We start from the raw sequence: 20,720 nt of genomic DNA, 5'->3' as shown, positions 1-20,720 counted from the left end.
GGTGGATCTCGACCTGACGTAATTCCTTCCATCCAAACGAATGCGATCTCTCTTTCGGGAGAAATTCCCGCACTGCCAAACAGGGCCTACTAGGTGCGCCCGCTTGACTCAATCATCAGTCTGCACTAATCATAAGTCATGACTGTTGATAGTGCACAGCTTGCCGCCTTGGGCGATCCGACCCGAAGGCAGATTTTCGAGCTGATCGCGGAGCGGCCGCGCTCCGTGGCGGAGGTCACGCGGCAGGTCAGCGTGTCGCAGTCCGCGGTGTCACAACACCTGAAGGTGCTCAGGGATTCGCGGCTGGTGCGCGCGGAGCCGAAGGGCGCCAGCAACGTCTACCACATCGATCCGCACGGGCTTGGCCAGATGCGCGCCTGGCTCGACCGGTTCTGGAGCAAGACTCTCGCGGCCTACAAGCTGGCTGTCGAGACCCCACCAGAGGAGTCACCATGAACACCCAGGTCCCCATCGCCTCCGTGAAACAGTCCGTCGTGGTCGAGGCGCCGATCGAACGCGCCTTCAAGGTTTTCACCGAGGATTTCGGCAGTTTCAAACCGCCCGAGCACAATCTGCTTGCAGCCGAGGTCGCCGAGACGGTGTTCGAGCGTCGGGTCGGCGGCCACGTCTATGATCGCGGCGTCGACGGCAGCGAGTGCCGCTGGGCGCGCGTGCTGGCCTATGAGCCGCCCAACCGCGTGCTCCTCAGCTGGGACATCAGCCCGCAATGGCGCATCGAGACCGACCCGGCCAGAACCAGCGAGTGGGAGGTGCGGTTCACCGCCGAAACGGCTGAGCGTACCCACGTCGAGATCGAGCACAGGAACCTGGAGCGCCATGGCCAGGGCTGGGAAGGCGTCCGCGATGCCGTCGCCGGCGATCAGGGCTGGCCACTCTACCTGCAACGCTATGTCGATCTGGTTGCACGGCAGGCCTGACAACAGCAGCTTTTAAAGGCGCTTCGCTGCCTGCGGTCAGGGCACCATGCCCCTGCACGCCCAGGCCACATTGGCGAACGACCTCGGCCCGTCCGGTCGTCCGGCCTGATAGGCATCGCGAACGGCAGCCTCGGCGCGCTCGCGTTCGGCTGCCTCCAGCGTGGTCATGTATTTGCCGAGCGGGCCCTCGCCGGCTGATATCGGCGCCCAATAATCGGCGAAGTCCTGATAATCCATGCGGATCATCAGCTCGGTTTCGGTCACGTCGGCCAGCCCCTGTTCCACGAAACTCCGCTTCATTTCGCCGGGCTGCATCATCGGCTGGAAGCAATAGCGGCTGCGCAGCTGGCGTCCGCTCTCGCTGAGCGCCGCCACAGTGTCGATCATCATGCGCATGCCCGCCATGCCGCCGAGATGGTCCCACACCACGGCCGCGACCACGCCGCCCGGCCGCGTAACACGGCGCATTTCGGCAACCGCCTTGCCGGCTTCCGGCACGAAATGAAGCACCAGCAGGGCCAGCGCACGGTCGAACGCATTGTCCGCGAACGGCAAGGCGGTGGCATCCGCCTGCTGGATTTCGATGCGCGGATCGGCGTTGCGCCGCTTTGCCGCCTCGACGAAAACAGGCGAAAAGTCGATTGCCTCGATCGACGCGAGTTCGGCGGATTTCGCCAGCTCGAACGTCAGGCTGCCGGTGCCGCAGCCAACGTCGAGTATCTTTTCGCCAGGGGCAAGTCCGGCGAAGCCGATGAACTTGGGCGCGAGCTTTCGGCTCCAGCGGCCCATGAGTTGCTCGTAGCCGGACGCGTCATGAACGGTGAAACTCGATGTCATAGGCGCCTCCCCCGGCTGCAGGCGCAGGCTAGACTCCTATCGAGATGAAGCCAAGACGCGGGGAGCACGGTGAATGCCTGCATCCGGGACGGGACAAGGGACCGGTGGTTTATGCGAAGCCCCTGAACGTCGCCACGCTCTCCCGCTCCACCAGTGGACACTCCAGCTTGGTGATGGGATAGCGCCCCCGTCCCGCCACCGCCGGCGCTTCCAGCTGCTCGATCGCCCATTGGCCCATGGCCATATGCGGCAGGATCGAGGTGGTCAGCGGCGGGAAGAGATGGCGGGCGATTTCCTCGTCGTCGTAGCCGACGACGGAGATATCTTGCGGGATGTGCAGGCCGGCTTCCTTCAGCGCCTCGTAGCAGCCGATCGCGGTGCGGTCGTTCTGGCAGAAGATGGCGGTCGGGCGGTCCTTCAGGGCCAGCAGCTTCACAGTCGCGGCGTAGCCGGCGCTGGCCGACCAGTCGCCCTCCACCACCAGTTCGGGGTCGAACGGGATGTCGGCGGTGGCGAGCGCCCGGCGGTAACCTTTGAGGCGGTCCTGGGCCGCCTGCATCCAGGGTTCGCCTGTGATGGTGGCGATGCGGCGGTGGCCGTGACTGATCAGATGGCGGGTCGAGCTCTGGCCGCCGGCGATCTCGGAGGGCACCACGGCGGGGAAGGCATAGTCCGACGTGTAGCAGTTGAGCAGGATGACCGGGATGTTGAGGCCGTAGAGGAAATCGGGCGCGGTGATCTCGCGGGTGAAGATGGTCATGTAGATCAGCGCCGAAATGCCCCGCCTGGTCAGCGCTGAAATGGCGCGCGGCTCCATCACGGCGTCGCCCATGGTCTGCGCCACCAAAAGCACGTTGCCGGCATTCCACGAGGCCTGGCGCGCGCCCTCTATGGCGACCACGGCCTCCGGGCTGGTGGCGAGCTGGTCGACACAGAAGCCGATCACGCCGTCGAGTCCGTCGAAGGCGGCGCCCTCGAAAGCCGCAACCGGCTGCTTCAGCGCCGAGAAGGCAGGGGCGCTGTAGCCGAGCGCCCGCGCCGCCTCGATCACCCGCTCGCGGGTCTGCTGCGACAGGCGAATGCCGGGCGAATTGTTGAGCACGAAGGAAACCGTGGCCTGCGAGCAGCCGGCGGCGCGCGCTATATCGGTCATGGTGACGCGGCCCTTGGGCTTTGCCGGCGCCTTGCGACGCTTCGCGGTTGCGATGTCCGGGTCCGTCGTCTCGCTCATGCCGTAGATGTCCCCCAATCCCCAGCCTGTCTAACGGCGGCCTGCCGGGCCGACAAGATGACGTGACGCCGCCAGTCCGTGGGCGCGTCGGGCAAACTAATAACTATTAGCACCCTTTGCAGCCCATCCCGTCATGCAGGCCCAGCCTCGCAAAAATACCCAGATCGCAAGGGCTCCGGCTGCGCTCGGACAAGCATCGCTGCGCCATCGAATCGGTTCGGCTATGACACCCGAGCGCCACCAGATCGGTCCTTTGCTAATAGTATTTACTAATACAAGGATGCGCTGTACCGTCAATCCACCGCATCCGGCCTGATCGGTCCGGTTGCGGTGGACGTGTCTGTGAATAGCCCGATGGCGAGCGGATATTGCTTCCACAAACCATGTCTCAGATATGTGATATGTCAGACAAATCGGACTATTTACGAATGAAGAATGGTTGTCTAAAGTCCGTGGCCGTGGCTGGGAACGACGCCATTCTTTTCAGTGCCGGGAACCCCTTGAGGAGGAGGGCGTCCACGCCGCAGACGGCAATTCAGGTGAGCAAGACAATTCTAGTGAGCAAGTCCGGCCAGTCCTACGACTGACCAAAACGGGAGGTTGAACATGAAATCCTTGATACGTAATGCATCCATGGCCGCCGCGGCCCTGGCTGTCGGCCTGACGGCGACGGCCATCGCGCGCGCCGACGACAAGCCGACGCTGGCCTTCGTCGTCAACGGCGCTTCCGACTTCTGGAAAGCGGCCGAAGCCGGCGTCAAGAAGGCGCAGGGCGAACTGCCCGACTACACGCTCGAACTCAAATATCCCGAACAATCCTCGGTCGCCATCCAGCAGCGGCTGATGGACGATCTGGTGACCGCCGGCGTCAAGGGCATCATGGTCTCGGCCGTCGATCCCAAGACCTCGACCGATGGCTTGAACAAGATCGCCTCGCAAACGGCGCTGTTCACCACGGACTCGGATGCTCCGCAGACCAAGCGTGTCGCCTATATCGGCTCGTCCAATGTCGACGCCGGCAAGCAGGCGGCCGAAATCGCCAAGAAGGCGATGCCGAACGGCGGCAAGTGCCTCGGCTTCGTCGGCCTGCTCGGCGCCGACAATGCCAAGGAGCGCATCCAGGGCATGAAGGACGGTCTCGCCGGCACCAAGATCGAGCTCGTCGACGTGCGCGGCGACGACATCGACCAGGCGCGCGCCAAGAAGAATGTCGAGGACGCGCTGGTCGCCAGCCCCGACGTCACCTGCATGGTCGGCTTCTACTCCTACAACACGCCGCGCATCTATGAAGCGCTGCGCGACGCCGGCAAGCTCGGCTCGATCACCGTCGTCGGCTTCGATGACGATCCGATCACGCTGGGCGGCGTCAAGGAAGGCACAGTTGCCGCCACCGTCGTGCAGCAGCCCTTCGAATGGGCCTATCAGGGCATGAAGCTGATGGCCGCCTATCTCAAGGGCGACAAGTCGGGTATCCCGGCCGGCAATTTGATCATCATCCCGACCAAGATCATCGGCAAGGATGACGTCGACGCCTATGCCGCCAATCTCAAGGCGATGGCAGGTAACTGATCGGCGTTGGCGCTGCCCCTCATCCGCCTGCCGGCACCTTCTCCCCGTATAGTGACGGGGAGAAGGGAGATGGCCGCGACGCTGGCGAGCCCCTCTCCCCGTCTCTATTCGGGGAGAGGGTAAGGGTGAGGGGCGGCGCGACGTTTCGCTTTTTATTGACGGGTTCGATCAGGCCAGTCAGTCTGTGAGCCCGCCAAACGCTGTCAGGCATGATGAATTATTCCGACACATCCATCGCTGCGACCACCCCGTTCCTCAGCTTGGAGAACGTGCGCAAGACCTATCCGGGCGTCGTGGCGCTCGACGGGTTTTCGATGGAGGTCAGGCCGGGCGAGGTCATCGGCCTAGTCGGCGAGAACGGCGCGGGCAAATCCACGCTGATGAAAATCCTCGGTGGCGTCACCACGCCGGATACCGGCACCATCACGGTCGACGGCACCGCCCATAAGGGCCTGAGCGTGGAGGGCAGCCTGGGGTCCGGCATCGCCTTCGTTCACCAGGAACTCAATCTGTTCGAAAATCTCGATGTCGCCGCCAACATCTTCTTCGGCCGCGAGCCGCTGCGCGCCGGGCCGCTGCGGCTGGTCGACCGCGCGAAACTGCGCGAAATGGTGGCGCCGCTGCTGAAGCGCGTCGGCGCCAATTTTTCCGCCGACACACAGGTCGCGGATCTCTCGCTGGCGCAGCAGCAGATGGTCGAGATCGCCAAGGCGCTGTCGATCAAGGCAAAGCTGGTCATCCTCGACGAGCCGACATCGAGCCTGCCGCTCGCCGAGACCGACAAGCTGCTCGACGTCATCAAGGCGTTGAAGGCCGACGGCATCTCGGTCATCTTCATCTCGCACCGCCTGCACGAGATCGAGCGCGTCGCCGACCGCGTCGTCGTGCTGCGCGACGGCATGCTGGCCGGAACATTGGGCAAGCGCGACATCAACCACGACCAGATGGTCAAGCTGATGATCGGCCGCATGCTGAAGGAACGCGAGAAGGCCTCCGAAGCCGCGCGTGCCCCCGGCGCCGTGGCGCTCTCGGCCAAGGCGGTCCGCACCCCCACCTATCCCAGCCGGCCGGTCGATCTCGACGTCAGGCGCGGCGAAATCCTTGGTCTCGCCGGCCTCGTCGGCTCCGGTCGCACCGAACTGGCACGGGTCTTCTTCGGCATCGAAGCCAGCCTTGGCGGCACGCTGGAGCTCAACGGCAAGCCGCTGACGCTGGCGAGCGCGGCGGACGCCGTCGCGCAAGGCATTTTCCTCGTGCCGGAAGACCGCAAGCTGACCGGCATCCTGCTCGACCTGTCGATAGCGCAGAACATTTCACTCCCCAATTTGCCGGCACATGCCAAACGCACGCTCGTCTCGAACAGCGCGGAAGCGGCTACCGCCGAGAAGCAAAAGAAGAATCTCGGCATCAAGGCACCTTCGGTGCAGACACGCACCGGCACGCTGTCTGGCGGCAACCAGCAAAAGGTCGTGCTCGGCAAATGGCTGGCCATGAACCCCAAGGTGATGATCCTCGACGAGCCGACGCGCGGCATCGACATCGGCGCCAAGGCGGAGATCTACGGGTTGATGCGGGCGCTGGCCGATGCCGGCGTCGCCGTGCTGATGATCTCCAGCGACATGGAAGAGGTGATCGGCGTCTCCGACCGCATCGCCGTGATGCATGAGGGCCAGATCTCGGGCATCCTCGACAAGGACCATTTCAGCCAGGAAAACGTGCTTTTGCTCGCGGTGGGCAAGCCGGCAAACTAATGCATGCCCGCGCAAAAGTTGCCCGCGGTTTTTTGCGGCAACGGCATGCATAAACAAAGAGCTGAAGCGCGCGACGCGCCTTAGCTAAGCGGAGACGACGATGACAAAGAAAGATCTCGGCCTGCTGATCCTGATCCTGGTGGTCGGAGCGATCGTTGCCGTCATCAATCCGCGCTTCCTCTTGCCGATCAATCTCGCCAACACCTCGAACCTCATCGGTCTCTTCGGTATCCTGTCGATCGGCCAGGCCTTCGTCATCATCACCGGCGGCATCGAGCTCTCCGTCGGCTCCGTCGTCGCGCTGCTGGGCACGCTGTTCATCGACTTCATCGCCGTGCGCGGCATGGGATGGCCTATCGCCTTCGTACTGATCCTGGTGCTCGGCGCGATCATCGGGCTGGCGCATGGCTGGCTGATCACGCGGCTCAAGCTGCAGCCCTTCGTCGTGACCCTGTGCGGCCTGTTGATCTACCGCGGCGTCGCGCGCTTCTACACCGCCGACGGCACGGCAGGCTTCGCCTTCGGCCAGAATTTTCCCGATCTCGAATTCCTGACCGCCGGCCGCTCCTGGGGCGTGCCGAACTCCTTCTTCGCGCTGATCGTCATCGCCATCGTCATGTGGGTGGTGCTGCACCGCTCGGTGTTCGGGCGCTATCTCTACGCCATCGGCAAGAACGAGGAGGCGGCGAAATATTCGGGCATCCGCACCGGGCGCGTCGTCATGGCGGCTTACGTCATCTGCGGCGTGCTCACCGCGCTGTCGGCGATCTATTTCGCCATGTACACGCGCTCCATCTCGCCGGCCAGCCATGGCCAGTTCTACGAGCTCTACGCCATTGCGGCGGCGGTGCTCGGCGGCTTCTCGCTGCGCGGCGGCGAGGGCTCGCTGATAGGCGTCATCCTCGGCACGGTGCTGTTGCAGGAATTGCAGAACCTGGTCAACCTGCTCGGCATCCCCTCCTCGCTCAACTTCGCGGTGATGGGGGGCGTCATCCTCATCGGCGTGCTGGTCGACCAGCAATGGGGCGTGTTCCGGGCGCGCCGGCGGATGGTCGATGCCGCCCGCAAGGGCGCGGTCGGGGCGGCCGCGGAATAAGTCTCGCGCGCCCGTGTAGCTGCTTGTTCCTGCCGCCAGATTATTATAATAGCATAACCTGTGCGGGAGGCTGACGGGACATGCGCTGCGATTTGCGAGGCAAGGTGGCGCTGGTCACGGGAGCCGCCGGCGCCATCGGCAGTTCGATCGCCAAACGCCTGTCGGACAATGGCGCGGCGATCGTCGTCGCCGACATAAATGGCGAGGGCGCACGCCAGGTCGCGGCCGGGTTGAGCGATGCGATGGCCTGCACCACCGACATCCGCGACCCCGCATCGGTGGACGCCGCGATCGCCGCGCTCATGCGGCGCTATGGTCGCCTCGACATCCTCATCAACAATGCCGGCGTCAACACGCTGGCGCATCGCGTCACATTAGACGAATTCCCGGCCGACGAATGGCACCGCATCACCGGCATCGACCTCGATGGCCTCTACATCGTGAGCCGGGCAGCACTGGCCCCGATGCTTGACGCCGGCAAGGGCGGGCGCATCGTCAACATCGCCTCCGTCGTCGGGCTCGCCGCCATGCGATTGCAAAGCCCGTTCGTCGCCGCCAAGGCCGGCATCATCCATCTGACGCGGTCGATGGCAATCGAACTCGGCGCCAGGGGAATTCTCACCAACGCCATCGCGCCGGGGTCGGTGATGACGGCGCTGACCGCCAAGCTGTTCTATGGCGAGGACGGCAAGTTCGCCGGGCGCACGCAGGAATTCCTCGACCATGTGCCCCTCGCCCGGCCTGCCCAGCCGGAAGAGATCGCCGAGGCGGTGCTGTTCCTGGCCTCGCCGGCCGCCAGCTATGTCAACGGCCAGGTGCTGGCCGTCGATGGCGGCTGGACGGCTGGATACATGATGTGAGCGGGGCCATGGAAATCGATCTCACTGGCTCGACAATAGAACTGGAAGGCGCGAGCAATCCGGTTGCCGAGGCGGCACTCGCCGCCTTGCGCGCCAATGGCGGCCGCGTCCTCGAAGGGGCGCGGCACGCCAGCGTCCTTTCCCCCGACATCGTTCTGGTATCATGCCCTCTGCGTCCGGGAAGCACGGCCGAAAATCCCGGCACCTTGTACGCGGCGGCGCGCAAGGCGGCGGTGGCCATGACCGAGCGCAACGGCGGACGCATCGTCTTCCTGCTTTCGGTGACCGCCGGCATGCCGATGCGCCGCCATCCGCGCTTCTCCATGGAGAACGCCTCGATCCTGGCCGGCATGCGCACGCTGGCCATGGAGTTCGGCCCCAAAATCCTGGTCAATGCCGTCGGCGTCGGCTTGGTCGAGGACGAGACCATGGTTTCGGGTGACAAGGCGATGCTCAGCCACGTCCCGGTCAACCGCGCCGGCAATATCGAGGAAGCGGTTGCGGCCGTGCTGTTCTTCTGCGATCCACTGAACACCTATACGACGGGCCAGATGCTGGGCGTCGACGGTGGATGGATGGCAGGCTATGGGCGTAATTTCTGAGCCGCTGACGCTGAAGGCCGGCGCAATCGAGGTCGGGCTGGTGTCGCAAATCGGCGGCTCCGTGAGTTCACTGCGCTGGCGCGGCATCGATCTGATGCGCGGGCTTTCGGACGGCGATCGCGAGGCCGGCAATGTGCTGGGCGTCGCCATGTTCCCGATGACGCCCTATGCCAACCGCATCGCCGGAAATGCCTTTGAGTTCAGGTCAAAGCGTTGGCAGGTCCTGCCCAACAATCCGCCGGAAAAATTCAACGTGCATGGCAGCGGCTGGCAGCTTGCCTGGACTGTCGTGGAGGCAGGAGCCGGTAGCGCAACCCTGGGGCTGGATATTGCTGGCGCCGGCGAACCCTATTCCTATCGCGCGATGCAGACTTTCGTGGTTTCCGACGAGGGGCTTGACGTGACCATGACCCTGACCAACACCGGACCGGTTTCCCTGCCGTTCGGCTTCGGCCTGCACCCCTGGTTCGATCGCGACCCGGACGTGACTCTGCAATTCAAGGCCAAGCGTTTCTATCTCGAAGAGCCCGACGGTGTTTCCGGCGACCCGATCACGCTGCCACCCGAACTCGACTTCGCCGAGGGCCGGCCATTGCCGGCGGGCTGGCGCAACAATGATTATGGCGGCTGGGGCGGCGAGGCGATCATCCGCTTTCCCTCGCGCGGCGCGGGGCTGCGGATCACGGCCGATCCGGTCTTCAGGCACCTGATGCTCTATGCCGACCCGACAAAACCGTTTTTCTGCGTCGAACCCCAGACCAATGCCTCCGGCGCCTTCAACCGCGGCCGATGGGATGATCCGGAAGAGGGCGTCATCGTGCTTGGCCCGGGGGAAAGTGCAGCCGGCGCTGTTTCGTTCATGCCCTTCGCGCTTCAATCCTAAAGCAGCCGAGCCAGCAGGCCGCCATCCACCTGCATGGCACTGCCGGTGACGAAGGAAGAGTCGTCCGAGATCAGGAAGCCTATTGCCGTGGCGATCTCGGCAGGGTTGGCGATGCGCGCGATCCGGTTCGGTTCGAAAGACAGGCCCAGCGCTTCCGCGCCGCCGGCTGCCTCCAGCCCGTCGAGCGTCATGCGGGTGGCGACCGAGCCGACCAGCACGGCGTTGACGCGGATGCGGTCGACGGCATAGTCGAGCGCCATCTGCCGCGACAGGCCGACGACCGCCGCCTTGGTCGCCGCATAGGCGGGCACGCCGGGTACGGTGGCGTCGGCATGGACGGAGGCGATGTTGACGATCGAGCCGCCGCCGGCCTCGCGCAGCAGCGGCAAGGTCGCCCGGCAGACGCGGAAAATGGCCGTCAGATTGACTGATATGGTCCTGTCCCACTCCTCGTCGGAAAGCTCTTCCAGCCGCTTGCCTGTCGGATAGATGCCGGCGCAGTTGACGACCGCGTCGAGCCCGCCGAACCGGTCCGTCGCCGCCGCAACGGCTGCCTGGACGTCCGCTTGGCGCGTGAGGTCGCTCTCCCGGAAGATCAGCTGGCTCTCGCCATAACGGCTCGCCAGTGATTTGCCGTCATCGCCGTCCAGCCCGGCGCCAAAGACCTTGGCGCCCTCGGCGACAAGGTATTCCGCCGTTGCCCGGCCAATCCCGGTCGCGGCGCCAGTGACGAAAATGCGTTTGCCGGCAAATATCATGCGGAAACCTGCGCCTGACGCTCGGCCTGCGCCGCGGTGACCGAACGCAAGACGCGATCCTCGCCGCCTTCGCCGCGGCCGAATTCATCGACGATGCGGCCGTCGGCGACGACGAGGCAGCGGTCGCAAAGACCGATCAATTCCTCGAGTTCCGACGCGACGATCAGCAGTGAAACGCCCTTGTCGGCCAACTCGACCACGAGCCGGTAGATCTCATGCCGGGTTGCCGCGTCGACGCCCTTGGTCGGCTCGTCGAGCAGCAGTACCTTCGGCGCCCGCATCAGCACGCGGGCAAACAGCAGTTTCTGCTGGTTGCCGCCCGACAGATGGGTGACCGAGGCCCGCGGCGACGATGCCTTGACGTTGAGGGCACGCATGGCTGCCACGATGGCGTTGCGCTCCAGCCCGCCGCGCACCACGCCGCGCCGCGACAAGGGCGCGAGATTGCCGATGGTGATGTTGGCGCCGACCGGCAGGTTGAACAGCAGGCCGTCACGCTTGCGATCCTCGGTCAGCAGCGCGATGCCGGCCGCGCGGGCATCGGCGGGCGACTTGATCGATACCTCCTTGCCGCCGACGTGGATCTCGCCCTCGGACAGCACGCGGCCGTAGATGCCGTGCAGGATCTCGCTGCGGCCGGAGCCAAGCAGTCCCGCCAATCCGACGATCTCGCCGGCCGCGACGGACAGGTTGATGTCCCTCGCGCCATGGACAGCACCGCCGTGGCCGTCGACGCTGAGGCGGCGAACCTCCAGCGCGGTCGGGGTGCCGACAGGCGCGGCATGCTCGGGGAACAGCCGCTGCAACCTTTGCCCGGACATCGAGAAGATGAAGGTCTCGGCGTCGAAATCCTCGCGGGCAATGCGCACCGCCACCTGTCCGTCGCGCAGCACGGTGGCGCGGTCGCAGATGGCAAGCACTTCCGGCAGGCGATGGGTGATGTAGATCATCGCCACGCCCTGTGCCTTGAGCCGACGCAGCACGGCAAACAGCGCGTCGACTTCGGTGCCCGAGAGCGACGCGGTCGGCTCGTCCAGCATCAGCACGCGCGGCTTCATGACGATGGCGCGGGCAATCATCACCAGATGACGCTGCGCCGAGGGCAGCGATGCGACATAGGCCCTTGGGTCGATATCGATGCCAAGATCGGCAAATATCTCGGCCGCCCGCTGCTCGAGCTTCCGCTGGTGAACCAGCACGCCGTCGCCCAGACCGGTGCGGCCGGCAAAGACATTCTCGGCGACCGAGAGCTGTTCGAGCACCTCGATTTCTTGCGGGACATAACCGACGCCGTTCGATCGCGCGTCGGCCGGCGAGGCAAAGCTGACGGGCTGGCCGTCGAGCTGGATCGTGCCGGTGTAGGAGCCGGCCGGATGCACGCCATTGAGGATCTTCACAAGGGTGGACTTGCCGGCGCCGTTCTGGCCAAGCAGAGCATGGATTTCACCAGAGACCACGTCGAAATCGACCCCGCGCAACGCCTGCACGCCGCCAAAAATCTTGGCGATCGCGGTGGCTGAAAACAGCGGCGCTTGGTTGGTCGACACAGTGGTCCCTCAGGATGTTGCCGGGTCCGCAAGATGCGGGCCCGGCGGCAGGCGTTACTGGCCGGCGCTGTCCAGCATCTTGTAGTAGGGGGCAAGGTCGGCTGCGGTGATCACCTTGGCCGGCAACGGATTGCTGTAGGGAACCGTCTTGCCCTGGGCGAGGTCGCCGAGCAGTTCGGCCACCTTGGCGCTTTCCTCGTAGAGCGGCTGTGCGACGATGCCGTAGGCGGCGCCCGATTTCACCAGATCGAGGTTCTGCCTGATATAGTCCATGCCGATGATGACGACGTCGCGCCCGGCCTTGCGGGCCGCGCCCGACCAGGTCTGGATGCTGTTGCCGGTGGTGCCGAAGGCGGCGGTCACGTCGGGATTGCCCTGCAGGATGGCCACCGCCTTGGCTTCGGCGGCGGAAGGCTCGAAGCCTTCCATCTGCGTATCGAGCACCTTGATGCCGGGATACTTTGCCGCGATGGTCTTGCGGAAGGCATCCGACATGGCGTTCTCGGTGTCGTTGGAAGCGCCTTGCGTCAGCGCCACAGTGCCCTTGCCGCCGAGCTTGTCGCCGATGGCGATGGCCGCATTGGCGCCGACCTCGGCAATGTCTTCTCCGGTCGCAGCCTTCAGTCCATTGACGGTGCCTTCCGGCGGCAGGACGTGCCAGGTGACGATCGGGAAGCCCTCCTTGGCAAGCTTGGTGATGTAGGAATAGATGGCCGGGTCCACCCCGTAGACGCCGATGGCGTCATATTTGGTACGGGCAAGCGCGGCCTCGGCAAGTGGCAAGGTCGCGGGGATGTCCCAGTTGGTGGCGCTCGGGTCGCCGACGACCTCGCAGGTGTAGCCGAGCTCCTTGCACTTGTTGAGGAAGCCCGCCTGCATCAGCCGGTGCACCGGGTGATCCTTCATCGCCTGCACCCAGAGCAGATGCACATCCGCCGCCCGCGCTAGGCCCGAGGTGGCGACTGTCGCCGCCACCAATGCGGCCCGGATCAGCCCCTTCTTCACCTGAATTTTCATGCCTTACCTCCCATGGTTCACCGGCATTTTTGCCGGCGCAATATCTCGGCCGGTTCAAGCCCCGGCGATGAAGTAGCGGCGGCGCACTATGTCGAGGCCGACGGCCATGACCATGATCACGCCGACCGCAATCTGCTGCCAGTTGGAGTTGACGCCGATGACGACGAGGCCGCTCTGCACCACTTTCAGCATCAGGATGCCGACGACACCGCCGGCGACCGTGCCGGCGCCGCCGAACAGGCTGACGCCGCCGACCACGACACCGGCGATGACCGTCAGTTCCCAGCCACTGCCGATCGATGTGCCGCCGCTGCCGAGATCGGCCATGACGAACATGCCGGCGATCGCCGACAGCGCGCCGACGGTGATGAAGGCGCCGATCTTGCAGGCATTGGTGTTGATGCCGACGAGATGCGCCACTTCCTTGTTGCCGCCGGTGGCATAGATGTTGCGGCCGAGTACGGTGCGCCGCAGCACGAAATCGGCTGCCACCGCCGCGATGATGAAGAAGGCGAAACTCCAGCCGAGGCCGAAGGCGAGATCCGTACCGCCGATCGTATTGATCGCCTCCGGCAGCGGATAGACCGGATAGCCTCCGGTCACCACCTGGATCAGCCCCTGACCGATGAACAGCATGCCGAGCGTCTGGATGAAGGCGGGGATACCGAGCCTGACGACGATCAAGCCGTTGAGCAGGCCGATCAATGCGCCGACGCCGATGCCGCCGAGAATGCCGACGGTCACCGGCAAGGCGGCAGCGGTCATCAGCTTGGCGGCGACCACTGCGGACAGCCCGGCGACCGAGCCGACGGACAGGTCGAACTCGCCGGCAACCAGCAGAATCGTCTGGCCGATGGCGATGATGCCGACAAAGGAGACGACGTTGAGAATGGCGCGGATGTTGCGCTCCGACAGGAAAGCCGGTTCGAGCAACCAGAAGAAGGCAATCAGCAAGGCCATCGCCGCCAGCACGCCGACTTCGCCCACCGCAATCAAGCCGATCAGTCGCCGCCGGAACGATTGCATGTCCCGGCGCGGAGAGCTCACCTCAGCCGCGCTGTTCATCCTGACCTCCCTGGCGGCGCCTGTTGCCGGATCCCGCGGCCGGCTCCATTCACCCGCGCCAATCCCGGCGCACTCCTCGTCTTCATTAAGATTATAATATTATAACTTGTCAACGATGAAAATTCCACGCCTCGCGACAGCGCGTCGCGTCGCTGGAAAGCGTCCGCTGCAACCGCTATGAATGGGCTGATGTGATCCGTGGGACTTTGCCTTGGTGGATCGCGCTCTCTTGGAGCAGGGTGATGACCGATAAGCCGCCGGCGGGCGAGAAAAAGCCGCAGCGCCTCGGCGTTCGCGAGATCGCCAAGCGCGTCGGCGTTGCGCCGATGACGGTGTCACGTGCGCTGTCCAATCCCGACATGGTGTCGCCGGAGACGCGCGCCAAGGTGCTCGAGGCGATCGAGCAGGCCGGCTTCGTGCCCAACCGCCTGGCCTCCAGCATGCGCGGCAATGGCCGCATGATCGGCACGGTTGTGCCGCCGCTGATCAATTCGGGCATAGCCGAACAGGTGCAAGGCATGTCCGACGAATGCCACGAGAGCGGCTATTCGATGCTCCTGGTGCAAGGTGAATTCACGCAGGAGGCCGAGGAGAAGGCGATCCGCAATCTGCTTGGTTGGCGCCCGGTCGGCATGATCCTGCAGAGCTTCGTGCAAAGCGAGACGGCGCGCGCGCTGCTGAAGAGCAGCGGCGCACCGGTGGTCGAGATCTCCGAGATCAAGGGCCGCAAGCCAATCGACATGGTGGTCGGCGTCTCCAATTTCGAGACAGCCTATGCCATGACCATGCATCTGGCGGCGAAGGGCTACAAGCGCATCGGCTTCGTCTCGACGCCGATCCACGGCAACGATCGTCTCCAGCAACGCCGCACCGGCTACCACGCGGCCTTGACCGAACTCGGCTTCAAGAACCATGCCGACCTGGAGGTCGAGGTGCCGATCACCGCGCAAGGCGGCGCCGAAGCGCTGGTGACGCTGACCTCCCGCCACAGGGATATCGACGCGATCTTCTTTTCCAGCGATACGCTCGCTGTCGGCGCCGTGCAGGAATGCCACCGGCGCGGTTGGGCGGTGCCTGGAAAAATCGCCATTGCCGGCTATGGCGACATGGATCTGGCCGCGCAGCTTCATCCGCCGCTGACCACGGTGAAGGTCAACCGCTACGAGATGGGACGGCGCGCGGTGCGGCAATTGCTGGCAAGGCTCGGCGGCGACACCAAGGTGCCGACCATCACCAGCCTCGGCTTCGAGATCGTCGACCGCGAAAGCGCTTGACGTCTTGATGTTAGTCGAAACGCGCCCCTAGCTTCGTCATCCTAGGGTCTGCGCCGCGTCGCTTCGCTCCTTGCTCCGCCCTAGGATGACGAATTGGCCGGAGGGCTTTTGCCAACCTAAAGGCCACGCTTCCCCGCCTCTTCGCGCCGCCCGAGGCGTTTCTCCCAGCCTTCGGCATGGACGTTGAGATAGGCGTTGGGATCGTAGGGATGATCCTTGATCGCATCGATGTCGAGGTCGATGCCGAGCCCCGGCGCGTCCGGTAGCGACAGATGGCCATTGTCGGGATTGACGGTCGGATGCCAGCTCACCAGCTCGCGCGTCCAGGGGTCGTTGAAGGCGTCGAAATGTTCCTGAATGAGGAAGTTCGGCACCGCCGCCGCCAGTTGCAGGCAAACCGCCGTCGCCACCGGTCCGCCGCTCTGGTGCGGCGCGATATGGCTGCCATGAGCAAGCGCCAGATTGGCCACCTGCATCGACGGCCCGATGCCGCCGAGCGACATCGGCTCGGGCTGGAAGATGTTGACGCCGCCGCCGGCCGCCAGCGTGTAGAACTGACCGACCGTGTCGTACATCTCGCCCGTCGCCACCGGGATCGGCGAGCGGTGCGCCACTTCATGCACGGTCTCCTGGCGGTCGCGCGAGGTCGGCTCTTCCCACCAGTAGATGTCGAGATCGGCGAATTTTTGCGCCGCCTGCAGTGCGGCGATCTCGGTGAAGCGCGCATGCACGTCAATCAGGATCAGCGTGTCCTTTGGCAGCCTGTCACGTAAGGTCCGGCAGATGGCGTAGGAAAGCTCCAGCTCCTCGCGCGAAATGAAGCCTTGGGCGGTGCCGAACGGGTCGAGTTTGAATGCCTTGAAGCCTTTGGCCAGCACCGCTTTCGCCGCATCGAGAAAGGCCTCGGGCGAGCGCTCGGTGCGGTACCAGCCATTGGCATAGCCGAGCACGCTGTCGCGCACCTGGCCGCCGAGCAATTGGTGGATCGGCACGCCGAGGCTCTTGCCCAGTATGTCCCAGCATGCGACTTCGATGGCCGCGATCACCGTGCGGTGGATGTGGCCGCCGTCGAGCGAGACGCTGTCCAGCATGCGTTTGGCCAGCGCGTTGATGCGGCGCGGGTCCTGGCCGATGGCGAGGTGTTTCAACTCGTGCACGCCGGCTTCGGTAGTCTTGATGAAACCGTTCAGCGTGCCTTCGCCGATCCCGTGGATGCCCTTGTCGGTATGTACTTTGACAAACAGCCAGTTCTTCCAGCCGGCGCCGACGGCAAAGGTCTCGATCTCTGTAATCTTCATGGGAGAACCCTAGCTCAATGCGGCAATGGTCGCGATGACGGCCTCGGTCGTCAGTCCGTATTTCGCTTGCAAGGTCGGCACCGCGCCGCATTCGATATAGCGGTCCGGCAGGCCGACGCGCGTCACTGTCTTCGCAATGCCGGCATCGAACAAGGTCTCGACCACAAGGCTCGCCAGGCCACCGACCACGACGTGGTTTTCCACTGTCACGATACGGTCAACCGACGCGGCGAATTCGGCCACCGCCTCGCTGTCGAACGGCTTTATGGTCGGCACATGCAGCACGCCGGCAGCAACGCCCCGTTTTTGCAAAGCATCGGCTGCATCCAATGTCCTTTCGGTCATCAGGCCGGTCGAGATGATGCCGACATCGCTACCCTGGCGCAGGCGGCGCGCCTTGCCGATCTCGAAGACGTAACCGGGCTCGAACACAACCGGCACGCTGCCGCGCAGCAGCCGCATGTAGACCGGTCCTCGATGTTGGGCGATCGCTTCGGTCGCGGCTTCGATCTCGGTCGCGTCGCAGGGGTCGATGATAGTGAGGCCGGGGATCATGCGCATCAGCGCAAGGTCCTCGATCGCCTGATGGGTGCCGCCATAGCCGGTCGTCAGACCGGGGAGGCCCGCGACGATCTTGACGTCGAGATTGGAGTGGGCGAGCGCGATGGCGACGAAATCATAGGCGCGCCGCGTCGCGAACACGCCGTAAGTGGTGGCGAACGGCACCTTGCCGGTGCGCGCCAGCCCGGCGGCGACGGCGACCAGATTCTGCTCGGCCATGCCGACATTGAAGAAGCGCTCCGGGAAAGCGTCTCGGAACGGCAGGATGTCGGTGTATTTGCCGAGATCGGCGGTCAGTCCGACAATGTCGGGGCGGCTCACGCCGAGCCTTGCCAATGCTCGGCCGAAGGGTGCCTCCACACTCCGCCGTCCGCCGCCGACGGCCTCGTCCTGGCCCATGGCCAGCGTGCGGCCGGCCTCCATCGCCGCGCCGCTCATTGGCTCGCTCCCACGGTTTTCTCGAACTCGGCGATGATGCCATCCCATTGCGCCACGTCGATGCGGAAGAAGTGCGACTTCTCGGAGGTCTCGATGCGCGGCACGCCCTTGCCGGGCAGCGTGCGCAGCACGATCGCCTTCGGCTTGCCGTTGCGGTTACGCGCATCCGCCAGCGCGCCAACCACCGCGGTCATGTCATTGCCGTCGATCTCTGACGTCTGCCAGCCGAAGGCGCGCCATTTGTCGGCCACCGGCTCCATGTCGAGCACCACCGGCCCATCGGCCTGGATGCCGTTGCAGTCGATCAGCGCCACCAGCCCGTCGAGCTTGAAGTGGCTGGCCGACATGGCTGCTTCCCAGGTCGAGCCTTCCTGCATTTCGCCATCCGACAGTTCGACGAAGACGCGCGCATCGGAGCGATCGACACGCAGGCCCAGCGCCTGGCCGACGCCCTGTCCCAGACCATGACCGAGCGAGCCGCCGATCATCTCGACGCCGGGCGTGGTGTCGAGCGTTGACATCTCCAGCCGGCTGTTGTCGGCGCCATAGGTGGCGAGTTCCTCGACCGGAAAGATGCCGGCCTCGGCAAAAGCCGCCCACAGCGCGATGGAATAGTGCCCGGTCGACAGCAGGAAGCGGTCGCGGTCGGGCCAACCGAGATTGCCGGGATCGTAGCGCAGCTCGTGGAAATAGAGCGCCGCCAGCACATCGGCGATGCCGAGGCCCTGGCCGATATAGCCCTGGCCCTGGCCGCGCGCCATCGTCAGCATATGACGGCGCAGCAGCATCGCCTTGCGTTCGAGCGCGCCGATGTCGGCGTAGCCGGGAGGAGCGTTTCGCAGCATCTGGATCAGTCCTTGTCGAGCCCGCCCGACATGTTGAGCCGCTCGGCGGTCATGTAATCAGGCGCGTCGAGGCAGAGCCAGACGACGGCCTCGGCCACTTCCGCAATCTCGGCACGGCGGCCGAGCGGGATGCGGCGGGTGCGCTCGTCGAGAAAGGCCTGCAAATCGTCGCGGCCATTGGCACGGGCAAGGTCGATTTCGGTCGAGCGCTGCATTTCGGTGTCCATCATGCCCGGCGCCAGGCTGTTGACCAGCACGCCATAGGGCGCGAGCGCCACTGCCGCGGCGCGGGTGATGGAATCGACGCCGGCCTTGCTCGCCGTGTAGGCGGTGTAGTCGGGCAGCGCCATGCGCGAGCCCGGCGAGGTGATGTTGATGATGCGCCCGGAGCGCTGCTCACGCATCACCCGGCCCGCCGCCTTGCAGGCCATGGCGAGGGCTGTGACATTGAGCGCCAGCGTACGCGTCCAGGCCTTGAAGGTGGCGTCGAGGAAGGGCTCGATCACGCCATAGCCGGCATTGTTCACCAGGATGTCGATGCCGCCCCAGCGCGCGACGACTTTTTCGACGGCCGCTTCCGGCGCGCCTTCCCCGGCGAAATCGCTGACGATGCTTTCGGCTTCCGTGCCGGTTTCGCCGATCTGCCTGGCGGTCTCGGCAAGCCCATCGCCGTTGATATCGGTGACCGCGACGAAACAGCCGCGACGCGCCAGCTGAACCGCCACCTCGCGGCCGAGCCCGCCGGCGGCACCTGTGACCAGCGCCCTGAGCGGCATCTTGTTTCGATTTTCGGCAGGCAAGCGAGCACTCTCCCGGAGGCGATCTTGACGAAATTGATACCGGTACCATAAATGGCTGTCAACGGCTATGTGCTATTGTCATTGGACTGTAGTATCGGCGGGAGTTGGGAGGAAAAGATGAGAGTCGTCGCGCTCGAAACGCTGCAGCTGGCCGAATTCCCGTTCCTGTTCTGGTTGCGCGTCCACACCGACGCCGGCCTTGTCGGAACCGGCGAGACCTTCTGGGCGCCGGGGCCGGTCGCCGCCTACATCCACGACAATGTCGCGTCCTATCTCTTGGGCAAGGACCCGCGCGACATCGAGTTGCACGACCGCACGCTGGGCAGCGTCTATGTCGGCGCGCGCGATTCCGGCGCCGAGGTGCGCGGCAATTCCGCCGTCAACATCGCGCTGTGGGATATTTATGGCCGGGCGCTCGGCGAGCCGGTCTGGCGGCTGCTTGGCGGGCGCACCCACAAGACCGTGCCGATCTACAACACTTGCGCCGGCTACAAGCATGTGCGCGCCACGAAGAAGAATGCCCTTTTCGAACGCGGCGAGGACTGGTCGCTCAAATCAGGCGATTCGAATGAAGGTCCGTATGAAGACCTGCTCGCCTGGCGCTACAATGCCGGCGATCTCGCTAAAAGCCTGAAGTCGGAAGGCATTGGCGCCATGAAAGTCTGGCCGTTCGACATCGCCGCCGAGGCCTCGAACGGCACCCGCATCTCGCTTGTCGATCTCGACAAGGCGCTGGAGCCCTTCCACAAGATCCGCGACGCCGTCGGCCGCGACATGGAGATCATGGTCGAACTGCATGGGCTTTGGACCTTGCCGCCGGTGCTGCGCATCGCCGAGGCGCTGAAACCCTATGACGTCGCCTGGCTGGAAGAGCCGATCCGCTACAACGAACTCGACGCCATGGCCGAGCTCGCCCGCCACACCTCCATCCCGATCGCCGCCAGCGAAAGGCTCGCCTCGCGGCAGATGTTCAAGCAGTTGATCGACAAGCGCGCGGCTAGCGTGATCATGATCGACCTCGCCTGGTGCGGCGGCCTCTCCGAAGCGCGCAAGATCGCCAACATGGCGGAAGCCAGCGAACTGCCTGTCACCTTGCACGACTGCACCGGACCGATCGTCTATGCGGCGAGCTGTGCCTTGTCGGCGACCTTGCCGAACGTCAACTACCAGGAAGCAGTACGCGCCTATTTCACCGGCTGGTACACCGAGATCGTCGCCGACATCCCGCCGGTCCAGGACGGTCATGTCGCGCCGCTCGAAGGGCCGGGCCTTGGCCTCAGCCTGCGGCCGGAGCTGTTCCAGCGGCCTGACGCAGCCGTGCGGATCACCAGACTCTAGCCTCTCGCACAG

The 20,720-nt window shown here is 64.8% G+C and carries 20 protein-coding genes; 10 read left to right on the top strand and 10 right to left on the bottom strand.

What is annotated here, in order from left to right; genetic code table 11:
• Positions 1-138 precede the first annotated feature (138 nt).
• Both EN824_RS22040 and EN824_RS22035 read left to right on the top strand, forming a co-directional pair.
• Positions 139-456: a metalloregulator ArsR/SmtB family transcription factor gene (locus tag EN824_RS22040; RefSeq protein ID WP_135882673.1), complete on the top strand. Its 318-nt coding sequence runs from the start codon at positions 139-141 to the stop codon at positions 454-456.
• Positions 453-938 (top strand): SRPBCC family protein, encoded by a 486-nt coding sequence (locus EN824_RS22035; protein WP_135932705.1) that lies wholly within the window; start codon positions 453-455, stop codon positions 936-938. Before EN824_RS22040 ends, EN824_RS22035 begins: the two co-directional genes overlap by 4 nt.
• A 36-nt stretch (positions 939-974) precedes the next feature.
• On the opposite strand, the gene EN824_RS22030 is transcribed toward EN824_RS22035, so the two are convergent.
• Together EN824_RS22030 and EN824_RS22025 are read right to left on the bottom strand one after the other, a co-directional pair.
• Complete coding sequence (locus tag EN824_RS22030; protein WP_135917675.1) at positions 975-1,775, bottom strand: class I SAM-dependent methyltransferase; 801 nt, start codon at positions 1,773-1,775, stop codon at positions 975-977.
• Positions 1,776-1,884: 109 nt separating this feature from the next.
• The gene (locus EN824_RS22025; RefSeq protein WP_189343556.1) at positions 1,885-3,006 is read right to left on the bottom strand and encodes a LacI family DNA-binding transcriptional regulator; all 1,122 of its coding nucleotides are present in this window, start codon (positions 3,004-3,006) and stop codon (positions 1,885-1,887) included.
• A gap of 606 nt (positions 3,007-3,612) precedes the next feature.
• Between EN824_RS22025 and EN824_RS22020 the strand changes: the two genes are divergently transcribed.
• From EN824_RS22020 to EN824_RS21995, 6 genes are all read left to right on the top strand, one after another.
• On the top strand, positions 3,613-4,575 hold the full coding sequence (locus tag EN824_RS22020) for a sugar-binding protein (protein WP_127275274.1): 963 nt from the start codon (positions 3,613-3,615) through the stop codon (positions 4,573-4,575).
• A gap of 212 nt (positions 4,576-4,787) precedes the next feature.
• Positions 4,788-6,326 carry a sugar ABC transporter ATP-binding protein gene (locus tag EN824_RS22015; protein ID WP_135862999.1) on the top strand — a complete coding sequence of 513 codons (1,539 nt, stop codon included), beginning with the start codon at positions 4,788-4,790 and terminating at the stop codon, positions 6,324-6,326.
• Between the two features lie 100 nt (positions 6,327-6,426).
• Positions 6,427-7,422 carry an ABC transporter permease gene (locus EN824_RS22010; RefSeq protein ID WP_127871236.1) on the top strand — a complete coding sequence of 332 codons (996 nt, stop codon included), beginning with the start codon at positions 6,427-6,429 and terminating at the stop codon, positions 7,420-7,422.
• 80 nt (positions 7,423-7,502) lie between these two features.
• On the top strand, positions 7,503-8,282 hold the full coding sequence (locus EN824_RS22005) for an SDR family NAD(P)-dependent oxidoreductase (RefSeq protein ID WP_135862675.1): 780 nt from the start codon (positions 7,503-7,505) through the stop codon (positions 8,280-8,282).
• 8 nt (positions 8,283-8,290) lie between these two features.
• Positions 8,291-8,884: an SDR family oxidoreductase gene (locus tag EN824_RS22000; protein WP_127275277.1), complete on the top strand. Its 594-nt coding sequence runs from the start codon at positions 8,291-8,293 to the stop codon at positions 8,882-8,884.
• Positions 8,868-9,767, top strand: a complete 900-nt coding sequence (locus EN824_RS21995; RefSeq protein WP_135862677.1) for an aldose 1-epimerase — start codon at positions 8,868-8,870, stop codon at positions 9,765-9,767. Before EN824_RS22000 ends, EN824_RS21995 begins: the two co-directional genes overlap by 17 nt.
• Here EN824_RS21995 and EN824_RS21990 read toward each other — a convergent pair.
• From EN824_RS21990 to EN824_RS21975, 4 genes are read right to left on the bottom strand one after another with little or no spacing between them, the layout of a single operon-like run.
• Positions 9,764-10,525, bottom strand: a complete 762-nt coding sequence (locus EN824_RS21990; protein WP_135862679.1) for an SDR family NAD(P)-dependent oxidoreductase — start codon at positions 10,523-10,525, stop codon at positions 9,764-9,766. The two genes, EN824_RS21995 and EN824_RS21990, sit on opposite strands and share 4 nt — an antisense overlap.
• A complete protein-coding gene (locus EN824_RS21985; protein ID WP_135932704.1) occupies positions 10,522-12,072 on the bottom strand; it encodes a sugar ABC transporter ATP-binding protein in 1,551 nt (516 codons plus the stop codon). Before EN824_RS21985 ends, EN824_RS21990 begins: the two co-directional genes overlap by 4 nt.
• A gap of 54 nt (positions 12,073-12,126) precedes the next feature.
• Complete coding sequence (locus EN824_RS21980; protein ID WP_127275281.1) at positions 12,127-13,089, bottom strand: substrate-binding domain-containing protein; 963 nt, start codon at positions 13,087-13,089, stop codon at positions 12,127-12,129.
• Positions 13,090-13,143: 54 nt separating this feature from the next.
• Positions 13,144-14,154 (bottom strand): ABC transporter permease, encoded by a 1,011-nt coding sequence (locus tag EN824_RS21975; protein WP_127275282.1) that lies wholly within the window; start codon positions 14,152-14,154, stop codon positions 13,144-13,146.
• Positions 14,155-14,396: 242 nt separating this feature from the next.
• Here EN824_RS21975 and EN824_RS21970 point away from each other — a divergent pair, with 242 nt between their 5' ends.
• Positions 14,397-15,428, top strand: coding sequence for a substrate-binding domain-containing protein (locus EN824_RS21970; protein WP_127275283.1), 1,032 nt, complete (start codon positions 14,397-14,399; stop codon positions 15,426-15,428).
• Between the two features lie 116 nt (positions 15,429-15,544).
• Here the strand turns inward: EN824_RS21970 and EN824_RS21965 are convergent, their stop codons facing one another.
• Genes EN824_RS21965 through EN824_RS21950 form a run of 4 tightly spaced genes read right to left on the bottom strand, consistent with a single transcriptional unit; the run spans position 15,545 to position 19,370 of the window.
• Positions 15,545-16,726 (bottom strand): mandelate racemase/muconate lactonizing enzyme family protein, encoded by a 1,182-nt coding sequence (locus tag EN824_RS21965; RefSeq protein WP_127275284.1) that lies wholly within the window; start codon positions 16,724-16,726, stop codon positions 15,545-15,547.
• A gap of 9 nt (positions 16,727-16,735) precedes the next feature.
• Positions 16,736-17,725, bottom strand: a complete 990-nt coding sequence (locus EN824_RS21960) for a transketolase C-terminal domain-containing protein (protein WP_135917649.1) — start codon at positions 17,723-17,725, stop codon at positions 16,736-16,738.
• On the bottom strand, positions 17,722-18,570 hold the full coding sequence (locus tag EN824_RS21955) for a transketolase (protein WP_135917647.1): 849 nt from the start codon (positions 18,568-18,570) through the stop codon (positions 17,722-17,724). The genes EN824_RS21960 and EN824_RS21955 overlap by 4 nt, the downstream gene beginning before the upstream one ends.
• A gap of 5 nt (positions 18,571-18,575) precedes the next feature.
• Entirely contained in the window at positions 18,576-19,370 is a 795-nt protein-coding gene (locus tag EN824_RS21950; protein ID WP_127277917.1) for an SDR family oxidoreductase, read from the bottom strand.
• A 117-nt stretch (positions 19,371-19,487) separates the two neighbouring features.
• On the opposite strand from EN824_RS21950, the gene EN824_RS21945 reads away from it, so the two are divergent.
• Positions 19,488-20,708: a mandelate racemase/muconate lactonizing enzyme family protein gene (locus EN824_RS21945; protein ID WP_127277918.1), complete on the top strand. Its 1,221-nt coding sequence runs from the start codon at positions 19,488-19,490 to the stop codon at positions 20,706-20,708.
• Positions 20,709-20,720 lie beyond the last annotated feature (12 nt).

Source organism: Mesorhizobium sp. M8A.F.Ca.ET.181.01.1.1 (genome assembly GCF_004792025.1).
Taxonomy (GTDB): Bacteria; Pseudomonadota; Alphaproteobacteria; order Rhizobiales; family Rhizobiaceae; genus Mesorhizobium.
This window is presented reverse-complemented; position numbering and strand designations above follow the sequence as displayed.

Excerpts from the sequence above, each read along its gene's own strand:
- EN824_RS22000 (WP_127275277.1), top strand. The coding sequence starts at position 8,291 with ATGGAAATCGATCTCACTGGCTCGACAATAGAACTGGAAGGCGCGAGC.
- EN824_RS22005 (WP_135862675.1), top strand. The coding sequence starts at position 7,503 with ATGCGCTGCGATTTGCGAGGCAAGGTGGCGCTGGTCACGGGAGCCGCC.
- EN824_RS22025 (WP_189343556.1), bottom strand. The coding sequence starts at position 3,006 with ATGAGCGAGACGACGGACCCGGACATCGCAACCGCGAAGCGTCGCAAG.
- EN824_RS21975 (WP_127275282.1), bottom strand. The coding sequence starts at position 14,154 with ATGAACAGCGCGGCTGAGGTGAGCTCTCCGCGCCGGGACATGCAATCG.
- EN824_RS21965 (WP_127275284.1), bottom strand. The coding sequence starts at position 16,726 with ATGAAGATTACAGAGATCGAGACCTTTGCCGTCGGCGCCGGCTGGAAG.
- EN824_RS22035 (WP_135932705.1), top strand. The coding sequence starts at position 453 with ATGAACACCCAGGTCCCCATCGCCTCCGTGAAACAGTCCGTCGTGGTC.
- EN824_RS21955 (WP_135917647.1), bottom strand. The coding sequence starts at position 18,570 with ATGCTGCGAAACGCTCCTCCCGGCTACGCCGACATCGGCGCGCTCGAA.
- EN824_RS21945 (WP_127277918.1), top strand. The coding sequence starts at position 19,488 with ATGAGAGTCGTCGCGCTCGAAACGCTGCAGCTGGCCGAATTCCCGTTC.
- EN824_RS22015 (WP_135862999.1), top strand. The coding sequence starts at position 4,788 with ATGAATTATTCCGACACATCCATCGCTGCGACCACCCCGTTCCTCAGC.
- EN824_RS22040 (WP_135882673.1), top strand. The coding sequence starts at position 139 with ATGACTGTTGATAGTGCACAGCTTGCCGCCTTGGGCGATCCGACCCGA.
- EN824_RS21995 (WP_135862677.1), top strand. The coding sequence starts at position 8,868 with ATGGGCGTAATTTCTGAGCCGCTGACGCTGAAGGCCGGCGCAATCGAG.
- EN824_RS22030 (WP_135917675.1), bottom strand. The coding sequence starts at position 1,775 with ATGACATCGAGTTTCACCGTTCATGACGCGTCCGGCTACGAGCAACTC.
- EN824_RS22020 (WP_127275274.1), top strand. The coding sequence starts at position 3,613 with ATGAAATCCTTGATACGTAATGCATCCATGGCCGCCGCGGCCCTGGCT.
- EN824_RS21970 (WP_127275283.1), top strand. The coding sequence starts at position 14,397 with ATGACCGATAAGCCGCCGGCGGGCGAGAAAAAGCCGCAGCGCCTCGGC.
- EN824_RS21990 (WP_135862679.1), bottom strand. The coding sequence starts at position 10,525 with ATGATATTTGCCGGCAAACGCATTTTCGTCACTGGCGCCGCGACCGGG.
- EN824_RS21980 (WP_127275281.1), bottom strand. The coding sequence starts at position 13,089 with ATGAAAATTCAGGTGAAGAAGGGGCTGATCCGGGCCGCATTGGTGGCG.
- EN824_RS22010 (WP_127871236.1), top strand. The coding sequence starts at position 6,427 with ATGACAAAGAAAGATCTCGGCCTGCTGATCCTGATCCTGGTGGTCGGA.
- EN824_RS21960 (WP_135917649.1), bottom strand. The coding sequence starts at position 17,725 with ATGAGCGGCGCGGCGATGGAGGCCGGCCGCACGCTGGCCATGGGCCAG.